The organism is Pseudomonas ceruminis (assembly GCF_021602025.1).
GTDB lineage: Bacteria > Pseudomonadota > Gammaproteobacteria > Pseudomonadales > Pseudomonadaceae > Aquipseudomonas > Aquipseudomonas ceruminis.
Window position 1 is genome coordinate 177,707 of sequence record NZ_BQHW01000006.1, and the last position, 12,546, is coordinate 190,252.

A 12,546-nucleotide genomic window follows, 5' to 3' on the forward strand; every position below is an offset into this window, starting at 1 on the left:
GGAAAATGTTCGAGCTCGTAGACAACGTCCCGCAAAGCCCGGTCATCAAAGTGATCGGCGTCGGCGGTGGCGGCGGCAACGCCGTCAACCACATGGTGAAGAGCAGCATCGAAGGCGTCGAGTTCATCTGCGCCAACACCGATGCACAGGCGCTGAAAAACATCGGCGCACGCACCATCCTGCAACTGGGTACCGGCGTGACCAAAGGTCTGGGTGCCGGCGCCAATCCGGAAGTCGGCCGCCAGGCCGCGCTGGAAGACCGTGAGCGCATCGCCGAGGTGCTGCAGGGCACCAACATGGTGTTCATCACCACCGGCATGGGTGGCGGTACCGGTACCGGTGCGGCACCGATCATCGCCGAAGTGGCCAAGGAAATGGGCATTCTCACCGTTGCCGTGGTGACCCGCCCGTTCCCGTTCGAGGGCCGCAAACGTATGCAGATTGCCGATGAAGGCATCCGCATGCTGGCTGAGAGCGTCGACTCGCTGATCACCATCCCCAACGAGAAGCTGCTGACCATCCTGGGCAAGGATGCCAGCCTGCTGTCTGCCTTCGCCAAGGCTGACGACGTACTGGCCGGTGCCGTGCGCGGCATCTCCGACATCATCAAGCGCCCAGGCATGATCAACGTCGACTTTGCCGACGTGCGCACCGTCATGGGTGAAATGGGCATGGCGATGATGGGTACCGGTTGCGCCAGCGGCCCGAACCGTGCGCGTGAAGCCACCGAAGCGGCGATCCGCAACCCGCTGCTCGAAGACGTCAACCTGCAGGGCGCCCGCGGCATCCTGGTGAACATCACCGCAGGTCCTGACCTGTCGCTGGGTGAGTACTCCGATGTGGGTAGCATCATCGAAGCCTTCGCCTCCGACCACGCAATGGTCAAGGTCGGCACCGTGATCGATCCGGACATGCGCGACGAACTGCACGTGACCGTGGTTGCCACCGGTCTGGGCGCGCGCATCGAGAAGCCGGTCAAAGTGGTCGACAATACCCTGCAGACGGCTCAGCAGGTGTACGAGTCCTCCAACCCGGCCCCGGCTCGCCAGGAGCAGCCAGCGGTTAACTACCGTGACCTGGAGCGTCCGACCGTCATGCGCAACCAGGCCCATGCAGGTGCCGCGGCAGCAGCTAAACTCAACCCTCAGGATGACCTGGACTACCTGGATATCCCGGCCTTCCTGCGTCGTCAGGCCGATTAATGGAATTTATCAGGGGTATAAGGGTGATTGGTGTTCAGCAAAGGCCGGGTCTGTTATCATCCCCAGCCTTTGTTGATACCTGTTCGCAATTTGCGCTGAAGCGGCCAATGCCATGATTAGACAACGCACCCTGAAGAATACCATCCGTGCCACAGGCGTCGGCCTGCACTCCGGGGAGAAGGTCTACCTGACCCTCAAGCCTGCGCCTGTCGATACCGGCATCGTTTTCCGTCGCGCCGACCTCGACCCTGTGGTCGAAATCCCGGCGCGTGCGGCCAACGTTGGCGAGACCACCATGTCCACCACGCTGGTCAACGGTGACGTCAAGGTCGATACGGTCGAGCACCTGCTCTCCGCCATGGCGGGCCTGGGCATCGATAACGCCTACGTCGAGCTCTCCGCCTCGGAAGTGCCGATCATGGATGGCAGCGCCGGTCCCTTCGTATTCCTGATTCAGTCTGCCGGCCTGGAAGAGCAGGACGCAGCCAAGAAGTTCATCCGCATCCTGCGTGAAGTGACAGTGGAGGAGGGCGACAAGCGCGCTACCTTCCTGCCTTTCGAAGGGTTCAAGGTGAGCTTCGAGATCGACTTCGATCATCCGGTGCTGCGCAACCGGACCCAGAGTGCAAGCGTCGACTTCTCCAGCACGTCCTTCGTGAAGGAAGTCAGCCGCGCCCGCACCTTCGGCTTCATGCGTGACATCGAGTACCTGCGCAAGCACAACCTTGCGCTGGGCGGCAGTGTCGAGAACGCCATCGTGGTGGACGAAGACGGTGTGCTCAACGAAGACGGCCTTCGCTACGAAGACGAATTCGTCAAGCACAAGATCCTCGATGCCATCGGCGACCTGTACCTGCTGGGTAACAGCCTGATCGGCGAGTTCAAGGGCTTCAAGTCCGGGCACGCGCTGAACAACCAGCTGTTGCGCAAGCTCATCAAAGAAACCGATGCCTGGGAAGTGGTCACTTTCGAAGATGCCAGTACGGCACCGATCTCTTATATGCGCCCTGTTGCGGCCGTGTAAGTTCGAACACTCTCTCTAGTGATTAAGGCCACCTTCGGGTGGCCTTTTTTATGGCCGCAGGTTCAGCTTTTGCCCTTGGCATGACTGGCCAGGCGCTGCAGGGCCTCGCGCAGCCTAGGGTCGCTGATGCCCTCTGCGGAGCCGCGAATGCTCTCGGCTGCCGTGTTCGACAGCGTGGTCACGTTGCCGCCGCGTCTGGCCGGAACCAATGGCGGCTGCACCTTGTACAGAATGCGCTGCAGGTTGCCGAACGCCTCCAGTGCCTGGAGCTGACGCATCAGTCGCTTCTGCTGGTAGCGCAGGCGTGTGGCCCAATGCCCATCGGTGACCACCAGCAGCAAGGTGCCATCGCGCCACGAGGCCACATGGCAATGCTCGCGGGCAGCCGGTTGCAGCTGGCTTTCCAGCAAGCGCTGCAGGTGCTCCAGGCGCTCGGCCTGGTTCAGCAGCAGGCGCAATGGGCGGACCTGACGCAGCAACGCGGACGGTGGCTGGGCGGGGGAGGGTTTGTAGGCCATGGGAATACGCATGAGGTTACAAGATACGCAGTCTACCACCACTGGTGCCTGGACCGGCCCAATCAGCAACAAGCACCGTTCTTGATACGTTTCATCAACCTCTGGGTTGAACTCAGGGAAAATGCCCTTATCTTAGAAACGCCCCCGCCAAAGCGCTGTGCCAGCATCGTGGAAATCCACCACTTTCCTCACCATCGTTTCCGGGTAGAATGCTCGTTCGCATGCGGCCTCAGGGCTGCACGGGCGACTCATGGGGCCGCCCTCCATCCCTACGTGTGGAAGATCCTGCCGATATGTTTGCGCCTTTGTTAAAAAAACTTTTTGGAAGCAAGAACGAGCGTGAAGTCAAACGCATGCTCAAGACGGTGAACATCGTCAATGCCTTCGAAGAGAAGATGGTGGCCCTCTCCGATGAGCAACTGCGGGGCAAGACCGCAGAGTTCAAGGAGCGCCTGGCCAAAGGCGAGACACTGGACCAACTGCTGCCTGAAGCCTTCGCCGTGGCCCGGGAGGCCGGTAAGCGCGTCATGGGCATGCGCCACTTCGACGTGCAGCTGATCGGCGGCATGACCCTGCACGAGGGCATGATCGCAGAAATGCGTACCGGTGAAGGCAAGACCTTGGTCGGTACCCTGGCCGTTTACCTCAACGCGCTTTCCGGCAAGGGCGTGCACGTGGTCACCGTCAACGACTACCTGGCCCGCCGTGACGCCAACTGGATGCGCCCGCTGTACGAATTCCTCGGCCTCACCGTCGGCATCGTCTCTGCCTTCCAGCCGCCTGAAGAAAAGCGCGCCGCGTACGCGTCCGACATCACCTATGGCACCAACAACGAGTTCGGCTTCGACTACCTGCGCGACAACATGGCGTTCAGCCAGGAAGAGAAGTTCCAGCGTGAACTCAACTTCGCCGTGATCGACGAAGTCGACTCGATCCTCATCGACGAAGCCCGTACCCCGTTGATCATCTCCGGCCAGGCCGAAGACAGCTCCAAGCTGTACATCGAGATCAACCGCCTGATCCCGCGCCTGACCCAGCACATCGAAGAAGTCGAAGGACAGGTTACTCAGGAAGGCCACTTCACCATCGACGAGAAGAGCCGCCAGGTCGAGCTCAACGAAGCCGGTCACCAGTTCATCGAAGAGATGCTCACCCAGGCTGGCCTGCTGGCCGAAGGCGAAAGCCTCTACTCGGCGCATAACCTGGGCCTGCTGACCCACGTCTACGCTGGCCTGCGCGCGCACAAACTGTTCCACCGCAACGTCGAGTACATCGTTCAGGATGGCCAGGTCCTGCTGATCGACGAGCACACCGGCCGTACCATGCCGGGCCGCCGTCTGTCCGAAGGCCTGCACCAGGCCATCGAAGCGAAAGAGAACCTGAACATCCAGGCCGAGAGCCAGACCCTGGCCTCGACCACCTTCCAGAACTATTTCCGTCTCTATACCAAGCTGTCCGGCATGACCGGTACCGCCGATACCGAAGCGTTCGAGTTCCAGTCGATCTACGGCCTGAACGTGATGGTCATCCCGCCGAACAAGCCGTTGGCGCGTAAGGACTTCAACGACCTGGTGTACCTGACCGCGGACGAGAAATACGCCGCGATCATCGCCGACATCAAGGAAAGCATGACCCACGGCCGCCCCGTGCTGGTGGGTACTGCGACCATTGAAACCTCCGAGCACATGTCGAACCTGCTGAAAAAAGAAGGTATCGACCACAAGGTACTGAACGCCAAGTACCACGAGAAGGAAGCCGAGATCATCGCCCAGGCCGGCGCCCCAGGTGCGCTGACCATCGCCACCAACATGGCCGGCCGTGGTACCGACATCCTGCTGGGTGGCAACTGGGAAGCCGAAGTGGCTGCGCTGGATAACCCCACTGCCGAGCAGATCGCACAGATCAAGGCCGACTGGCAGAAGCGTCACCAGCAGGTGATCGAATCGGGCGGCCTGCATGTGATCGCGTCCGAGCGCCATGAATCCCGTCGTATCGACAACCAGCTGCGTGGCCGTTCCGGCCGTCAGGGCGACCCGGGCTCCAGCCGCTTCTACCTGTCGCTGGAAGACAGCCTGATGCGCATCTTCGCCTCTGACCGGGTGAAGAACTTCATGAAGGCGCTGGGCATGCAGTCCGGCGAGGCCATCGAGCACCGTATGGTCACCAACGCCATCGAAAAGGCCCAACGCAAGGTCGAAGGCCGCAACTTCGACATTCGTAAGCAATTGCTCGAATACGATGACGTGGCCAACGAACAGCGCAAGGTGATCTACCACATGCGCAACAGCCTGTTGGCGGCCGAAAACATCGGCGACACCATCGAAGAGTTCCGCAAGGAAGTGCTCGACGCTACCATCAGCCAGCACATCCCGCCGCAATCGCTGCCTGAACAATGGGACGTGGCTGGGCTGGAAGCTGCGCTTTCCAGCGATTTCGCCATGAAACTGCCGATTCAGCAGTGGCTTGACGAGGACGAGCACCTCTACGAGGAAACCCTGCGCGAGAAGCTGCTGAACGAGATCACCAGCGCTTACACCGAGAAGGAAGACCAGGCCGGTATCGATGCCCTGCGCACCTTCGAGAAGCAGATCCTGCTGCGCGTGCTGGACGACCTGTGGAAAGACCACCTGTCGACCATGGACCACCTGCGTCACGGTATCCACCTGCGTGGTTATGCGCAGAAGAACCCGAAGCAGGAATACAAGCGCGAGTCCTTCGCCCTGTTCCAGGAGCTGCTTGAGTCGATCAAGCGCGACACCATCCGCGTGCTGTCGCACGTTCAGGTGCGCCGCGAAGACCCGGTCGAAGAGGAAGCTCGCTTGCGCCGCGAAGCCGAGGAACTGGCCAGCCGCATGCAGTTCCAGCATGCGGCCGCACCCGGCCTGGAGAGCGAACAACTGAGCGAAGAGGGCGCTGAAGTGGCCGTGGCCGCTGCCCCGGTACGTAACGATCAGAAGCTGGGCCGCAACGAACCGTGCTGGTGTGGTTCGGGTAAGAAGTTCAAGCACTGCCATGGTCAGATTGAATGATCTGATCCACCCGCAGTAACGTGACAAAACCGGGGCCGCTGTGCGGCCCATACGCGGCACAAGGCCGCTCCCACAGGGACCGCGTGCGTTCTTGTGGGAGCGGCCTTGTGCCGCGTATGGGACGCGAAGCGGCCTCGCTCTTCCATCATCATTTCACCGTTTTTCTAGGAGCGCTCTAATGGCTGTTGGTCTTGGTCCTTTGCCCACTCTGCACCCGGTGCCGGGTTTTGAACTTGGCATCGCTTCTGCCGGCATCAAGCGCCCAGGGCGCAAGGATGTAGTGGTCATGCGCTGCGCCGAAGGCTCCAGCGTGGCGGGCGTGTTCACCCTCAATGCATTCTGCGCAGCACCGGTGATCCTCTCCAAGCAGCGTGTGCAGGGCACCGTGCGCTACCTGCTGACCAACACCGGTAATGCCAACGCCGGTACCGGCGCGCCAGGCCTGGCCGCCGCAGAGCGTACCTGCGCCAAGCTGGCCGAGCTGGCCGGTGTGCCTGCCGAAGCGGTGCTGCCATTCTCCACCGGTGTGATCGGCGAGCCGTTGCCGGTCGAGAAGATCGAAGGTGCCCTGCAGGCTGCGCTGGACAACCTGTCGGAAAACAACTGGGCCGAAGCCGCTACCGGCATCATGACCACCGACACCCTGCCCAAGGGTGCCAGCCGCCAGTTCCAGCATGAAGGCGTGACCGTCACCGTGACCGGCATCAGCAAAGGTGCCGGCATGATCCGCCCGAACATGGCCACCATGCTCGGCTACATCGCTACCGACGCCAAGGTCGCCCCAGCGGTGCTCAAGGACCTCATGCTCGACGGCGCCAACAAGTCGTTCAACCGCATCACCATCGATGGCGACACCTCGACCAACGACTGCTGCATGCTCATCGCCACCGGCAAGGCCGACCTGCCGGAAGTCACCGAAGCCAGCGGTGACCTGTTCGAAGCCCTGAAAAAAGCAGTCTTCGAAGTGTGCATGGAAGTGGCCCAGGCCATTGTCCGAGACGGTGAAGGCGCTACCAAGTTCGTTACCGTGCAGGTCAACGGCGGTGGTAATCACCAGGAGTGCCTGGACGTCGGCTACGCTGTCGCCCACTCGCCACTGATCAAGACCGCGCTGTTCGCCTCCGACCCTAACTGGGGGCGCATCCTGGCCGCCGTGGGCCGTGCCGGCGTACCTGAGTTGGATGTCAGCCTGATCGATGTGTACCTGGACAGCGTCTGCATCGCCAGCAAAGGCGGCCGCAGCCCGAGTTACACCGAAGAGCAAGGTTCGGCCGTGATGGCGCAGGAAGAGATCACCATCCGTATCGAGCTGGGCCGTGGCCAGTGCAGCGAAACCATCTGGACCACTGACCTGTCCCACGAGTACGTGAAGATCAACGCCGAATACCGTACCTGATGCACTGATCCGAAGGCCTCTTCGCGGGCAACCCGCTCCCACAGGTGTTGCACACCCTGAAGGAGCGGCGCAGCCCCTGTCGGAGCAGGCTTGCCCGCGAAAGGCTGCGCAGCAGCCTGCGGGTTCTGCAATACACCTCTGATGGAGCCGACCCATGAGCTATCACCTGATCATCGGCGACAAGCTGTATTCTTCCTGGTCGCTACGCGGCGCGCTGGCCCTCGAGCTGGCCGGCGTTCCCTACGAAGAAACCCTGATCAAACTCAAGCAGCCTGATACCCGTCAGCGCCTTCTCGCCTTCTCCTCCACCGGCAAGGTACCGCTGCTCAAGAGCGAGCACGGCGTGATCGCCGATTCGCTGGCCATCGCCGAATACCTCAATGAGCGCCACCCCGAGGCCCAACTCTGGCCTGCCGACGTGGCCGCTCGTGCCCAGGCCCGCTCGGCCTGCGCGCAGATGCACAGTGGCTTCTTCGCCCTGCGCGGTGCCATGCCATTCGACCTGTCGCGGGATGAGGCACTGGAGAGCATCCCCCTGGACGTGCAGGTGGACATCGACCGTATCGTCGCACTGTGGTCTGAATGCCGCTTGGTGGCCAAGGACAGTGGGCCGTTCCTGTTCGGCAAGCCGAGCCTGGCCGACGCTTTCTTCGCGCCGGTGGCCGTGCGCTTGCGCACCTACCGTGTGGCAGTCCCAGCGCAGGCTGCGGCGTACATCGAGACCATTTACCAGTGGCCGGCCTTCAAGGCCTGGCAACAAGCTGGCCTGGCGGAGCGTGAAGGGTGAAACGGATTCATGTAGCAGCAGCAGTCATTCGCGGCACTGACGGCCGTATTCTCATTGCCCGCCGAGCCGACAGCCAGCACCAGGGCGGCCTGTGGGAGTTCCCTGGCGGCAAGGTGGAGGAGGGCGAGGGCGTCGAAGCGGCGCTGGCCCGCGAGCTTCGCGAAGAGCTGGGCATCGAAGTGACCCGCTCGCGGGCGCTGATCAAGGTCAGCCACGATTACCCGGACAAGCAGGTATTGCTGGATGTTCGCGAGGTCGACGCCTTTACCGGCGAACCACACGGTGCCGAAGGCCAGCCGTTGGAGTGGGTGATGCCGCGTGACTTGTCGCAGTACACCTTTCCCGAGGCGAACAAGCCAATCGTGGCCGCTGCGCGCCTGCCAGACCAGTACCTGATCACCCCGGACGGCCTGGAAGTGCCACAACTGCTCAAGGGCATCCAGAAGGCAGTGGCTGCCGGTATCCGCCTGATCCAACTGCGCGCCCCGGACATGTACGACCCCAAATACCGCGATGTGGCGGTGGATGCGGTGGGCTTGTGCGCCGGCAAGGCGCAACTGATGCTCAAGGGGCCTCTGGAATGGCTGGGCGACTTCCCGTCGGCCGGCTGGCACCTGACTGCGGCGCAGCTGCGCAAATACGCGGCCAAGGGCCGTCCGTTCCCCAAGGACCGCTGGTTGGCGGCCTCCTGCCACAACGCCGAGGAGCTGGCGCTGGCCGAGCAGATGGGCGTGGATTTCGTCACGCTCTCGCCGGTGCAGCCGACTCAGACCCACCCCGAGGCGGCGCCGCTGGGTTGGGATGAGGCGCAGCGCTTGATCGCGGGCTTCAGCCATCCCGTGTTCTTGCTGGGCGGGGTGGGCCCAGATGAGCGTGGGCGAGCCTGGGAAGCCGGGGCGCAGGGTGTGGCCGGAATTCGAGCGTTCTGGCCTGAGGCCTGACCCAGGGGCCGCTGGGCGGGCCTTCTAGTGAGTGACCCGCGCAGTGGCTGTGGGAGCCGGTTGGTCGGCGATTGGGCTCAGCCCAGAGGGCGCTCTGCCGCCTGCCACAACACCTCGGCCACTCCCTGGCGCCGCCCGATGATCCGCGCCGCCACGAACAGCAGGTCGGAAAGGCGATTGATATACGCCAGCCCCGCGCCCTCCAGTGGCTCCACGGCATTCAACTGCTGGCAGCGCCGTTCCGCACTACGCGCCAGGCTGCGGCATACATGGGCCTGGGCGACCAGTGCCGACCCGCTGGGCAGGATGAAGTTCTTCAGCGGCCCCAGCTCGTCGTTCCACACATCGATGGCGGCTTCCAAGCGCTCTACCTCGGCCATGTTCAGCGCTCGGTAGCTAGGCATTGCCAGCTCGCCGCCGAGGTCGAACAGACGGTGCTGACATGGTGCCAGAACTTCGCTGACCTCCTTGAGCCCGTGCTCATCCAGGCCTGCCAGTAGCAGCCCAAGCTGGCTGTTGAGGCTGTCCACCTCGCCGATCGCTTCAATACGCGGGTGGTCCTTGGGTACCCTGCGTCCATCGCCCAGGCCGGTTTCACCCTTGTCGCCGGTGCGGGTGTAGATCTTCGACAGGCGATAGCCCATGTCATGCCTCCGTTGTGGTTGGCGTCGCCGCTGCCGGCTGGCCGAGGGGTAGGCGCAGAGTGAAGCACGTGCCCTGGCCGGGCGTGGACTGCACCTCCATCTGCCCCTTGTGGTTGTTGGTAATGATGAAATATGACACCGATAGCCCAAGCCCAGTGCCCTGGCCGATTTCCTTGGTGGTGAAGAACGGCTCGAAGGTGCGTTTGCGTACCGCTTCGGGCATGCCGATACCGTTGTCCTCGACCTGAATCTCGGCCCACGGCGGATTGAGCTTGGTGCGCAGAGTGATACGCCCGGGCTCGCTGGGCTGTGGGCGCAGGTGGATGGCCTGGGCGGCGTTTTTCAGCAGGTTGAGCAGCACCTGCTCCAATTCGTTGGCGGTGCAGGGCACCGGCCCAAGGTTGGGGTCGAACTGACGGACGATGGCCTGGCCCTTGAAGTCGAAGCCGATGGTCAGGTCGAAGTCGTTACCGGCGATGTCCACTGCCTGGTCGATCAGCGCTGGCAAATCGCATGGGGCCAACTGGCGGTTGCTGCGGCGGCTGAAACTGAGCATGTGGGTGACAATCTTCGCAGCCCGGGCGCCAGCTTGCTGAATGCCGTCGAGCAATTGCGGCACCTCCCGGCTTTCCAGGTAGCGGTTGACGGTGGGCAGGTCGATGCCCAGCTCGCTGGCTTGTTCCTGATTGCGTGGCAGCTCCGGTGACAGGCGTCGGCGGATGTTCTGCACGTTGTGCAAGATCGCCCCGAGCGGGTTGTTGATCTCGTGCGCCATGCCGGCCGCCAGCCCGCCCACCGAGAGCATTTTTTCCGATTGCACCATCATTTCTTCCAGCGACAGGCGCTGGGTGATGTCGTCGATACGGATCACCACGCCACGGCCGCCACCGCCCATCAGGGGGTAGAAGGTCAATGCGTAATGCCGTGAGTCGTCTCCCTTGGGCCACGTGACCCGTTCGATCTTCGCGACACGGTGTTTCTCCACCGTCTCCTTGAGCTGCGGCAGGAAGGGCTTGAGCGGTTCGAAGGCGATGAAGATGGGCTGGTTCAGCGCTTCGTCCAGCGGTGTGCCGGAAAGTGCCGTGGCCTCCTGGTTCCATTGCGTGACGTAGAGTTGTTCGTCGAGGGCGATCAGCGCAGAAGGCATGGAGTCGATGATGCTGTTGAGGTAGTTCTGAAAGCCCGTGAGTTTCTTCTCGATCTTGCTGCGCACCTGGACTTCCAACTCGAGCTTGCGGTTGGTGTGGCGGGTTTCCTCGGCCAGGCCCTGGGCCTGATCAAAGGCGCTCTGGAATTCGTCGCGGGTGCGCTTGAGCTGCTGTTCGCGCGCCTCGATACGCGACAGCATGGTGTTGAAGGCCTCGGCCAGGCTGCCGATCTCGTCGTCGTTGCCACGTTTGGCGCGCAGCGCGTAGCTCTCTTCGCGGGTAACCTGGCGGCTGAGCTCTTCGAGCTGGTTGATCGGCTGGGTGATCAGGCGTTTGATCTGCCGTGCGATCACCAGCCACAGCAGGATGCTGAACACCAGGATCGCCAGGCTGGCGCTGAGGGTGCCAGTGTAGAAGGCGGTCGGCAGCTCGCTGCTGGCCACCAGCAGCAAGTGCGCAGGTGGGCTGGCTTCGCGGGGGATACGAATCAACTGGGTGCTGCGAAATTCCATCAGGCGCCAGCCATCGATGTTGCGGTAACGCTTGGGCAGCGCCATGGGTTCACCATGCTGCAGTTGGGCGAGCAGGCGGCCATCACCGCCATACACCGCGGCGGCGCGCAGCGGCGTGTAGCTATCCAGTTCATTGAGCAGTGCCGTGGCGTTTTCTGGAGAGTCGCCGGCGCGTGCCGACAGTTGTGGGTTGGCGACCAGGCGGCCGATGGTCTGCAGTGCCTGCGGCGCCATGCTCTCCTGGGTGATCCAGTAGGCGGCGCTGATGAAGGTCAGGTTGGCCACCAGCAGTATGGTCACCAGCAGCACCAGCAGGGCCGCCAGCAGCTTCTGCCCGACCGGGAGGTTTTCCAGGCGTTGGCGCAGGGTCATGGGCAAGGCAATGTCCGTATTCGGTTGTGAAGGGGTCGCGTCAGGCGCAGGGCAAGCCGCGAGCTCGCAGGTTATCGACCAGGCGCTGGTGCAGGTGTTCCAGCTGTGGCAGTGCCATACCGTGGCGTTCTGCAGCACGGCAGGCGTGACCCAGCAGGTAATGCACCTCGGTACGCCGACCAGCGCGCACGTCCTGATACATGGAAGAGTAGTTGGCCGCCGTGGCAAGGATCACCCGTTGCACTTCCTCGCCCAGGTCATCGGCAGCCTTGGGCTGGCCACACTGGCGCAGCAGTTCGCCCAGTTCGGCGCACAGGCTGTCGACTTCGTCCAGATGCCCCAGCAGCCCGCCGTTCTGGCAGTCGTGCAGCACGGTCAGGGGGTTGATGGCGCAATTGAGCGCCAGCTTGCGCCACAGACGGGTGAGGATGTCCACCGACCATTGGGCGGGAATGCCCGCGTCATGCAGGTCGTCGAACCATTGCGGCACACCGGGGTTGCCCGGGTCACCCAGCCAGTTGAAGCCCTGGCCGGCAAAACGTACCCGCCAATCGCTTTCGCTGAAGGCGCCCTCGGTGCTGGAGGCGAAGATGCAACGGGCAAGTGGGGCCTGATCTGCGACATCATCCTGGCTACCCAGGCCGTTCTGCAGCAGGACGATCTCCGCGTCAGCGGCCAGGCGTGGCGCCAGGCGGGCAACTGCGGGAGCGGCGTCGTACGCTTTGCAGGCCAGCAGCAGGCGGTGGATCGGCCCGTCGCCCTCGGCCGTTTCGGCGGGGATGGCGTACATCCTGGCGTGGTCCTGCTCGACCAATGTCAGCCCGCCGGCCTGCTGATACGCCTGCAGCCGCTGCCCGTCGCGCAGAATCAGGCGTACCGCCTTGCCTGCACGTGCCAAGCGGCACGCCCAAAGGCTGCCAAGGCTACCGGCGCCGAGAATATGCCAGGTGCTGCTCATCTGCGTTTCGCAACC

The 12,546-nt window shown here is 62.9% G+C and carries 10 protein-coding genes; 6 read left to right on the top strand and 4 right to left on the bottom strand.

Going from position 1 to position 12,546, the window contains the following annotated elements; all coding sequences use genetic code 11:
• Window positions 1-5: 5 nt before the first annotated feature.
• Together ftsZ and lpxC are read left to right on the top strand one after the other, a co-directional pair.
• The gene (ftsZ, locus tag L6D80_RS09885; protein ID WP_054899270.1) at window positions 6-1,202 is read left to right on the top strand and encodes a cell division protein FtsZ; all 1,197 of its coding nucleotides are present in this window, start codon (window positions 6-8) and stop codon (window positions 1,200-1,202) included.
• Window positions 1,203-1,314: 112 nt separating this feature from the next.
• Window positions 1,315-2,226: a UDP-3-O-acyl-N-acetylglucosamine deacetylase gene (gene lpxC, locus L6D80_RS09890; protein WP_054899271.1), complete on the top strand. Its 912-nt coding sequence runs from the start codon at window positions 1,315-1,317 to the stop codon at window positions 2,224-2,226.
• A gap of 62 nt (window positions 2,227-2,288) precedes the next feature.
• Here the strand turns inward: lpxC and L6D80_RS09895 are convergent, their stop codons facing one another.
• Window positions 2,289-2,744: a DUF721 domain-containing protein gene (locus tag L6D80_RS09895; protein WP_176514882.1), complete on the bottom strand. Its 456-nt coding sequence runs from the start codon at window positions 2,742-2,744 to the stop codon at window positions 2,289-2,291.
• A 293-nt stretch (window positions 2,745-3,037) separates the two neighbouring features.
• Between L6D80_RS09895 and secA the strand changes: the two genes are divergently transcribed.
• From secA to L6D80_RS09915, 4 genes are all read left to right on the top strand, one after another.
• The gene (secA, locus tag L6D80_RS09900; protein WP_054899273.1) at window positions 3,038-5,773 is read left to right on the top strand and encodes a preprotein translocase subunit SecA; all 2,736 of its coding nucleotides are present in this window, start codon (window positions 3,038-3,040) and stop codon (window positions 5,771-5,773) included.
• Window positions 5,774-5,951: 178 nt separating this feature from the next.
• Window positions 5,952-7,169, top strand: a complete 1,218-nt coding sequence (gene argJ, locus L6D80_RS09905; protein ID WP_176514880.1) for a bifunctional glutamate N-acetyltransferase/amino-acid acetyltransferase ArgJ — start codon at window positions 5,952-5,954, stop codon at window positions 7,167-7,169.
• A 154-nt stretch (window positions 7,170-7,323) separates the two neighbouring features.
• Window positions 7,324-7,956: a glutathione S-transferase family protein gene (locus tag L6D80_RS09910; RefSeq protein ID WP_054899275.1), complete on the top strand. Its 633-nt coding sequence runs from the start codon at window positions 7,324-7,326 to the stop codon at window positions 7,954-7,956.
• The gene (locus L6D80_RS09915) at window positions 7,953-8,897 is read left to right on the top strand and encodes a Nudix family hydrolase (protein ID WP_176514878.1); all 945 of its coding nucleotides are present in this window, start codon (window positions 7,953-7,955) and stop codon (window positions 8,895-8,897) included. Before L6D80_RS09910 ends, L6D80_RS09915 begins: the two co-directional genes overlap by 4 nt.
• A gap of 77 nt (window positions 8,898-8,974) precedes the next feature.
• On the opposite strand, the gene L6D80_RS09920 is transcribed toward L6D80_RS09915, so the two are convergent.
• The 3 genes from L6D80_RS09920 to L6D80_RS09930 are packed head-to-tail and all read right to left on the bottom strand — an operon-like array spanning window position 8,975 to window position 12,531.
• Complete coding sequence (locus L6D80_RS09920) at window positions 8,975-9,541, bottom strand: cob(I)yrinic acid a,c-diamide adenosyltransferase (RefSeq protein ID WP_176514876.1); 567 nt, start codon at window positions 9,539-9,541, stop codon at window positions 8,975-8,977.
• Window position 9,542: 1 nt separating this feature from the next.
• Window positions 9,543-11,573, bottom strand: a complete 2,031-nt coding sequence (locus L6D80_RS09925; RefSeq protein ID WP_176514874.1) for a sensor histidine kinase — start codon at window positions 11,571-11,573, stop codon at window positions 9,543-9,545.
• A 40-nt stretch (window positions 11,574-11,613) separates the two neighbouring features.
• Complete coding sequence (locus tag L6D80_RS09930) at window positions 11,614-12,531, bottom strand: putative 2-dehydropantoate 2-reductase (RefSeq protein WP_176514872.1); 918 nt, start codon at window positions 12,529-12,531, stop codon at window positions 11,614-11,616.
• Between the last annotated feature and the right edge of the window lie 15 nt (window positions 12,532-12,546).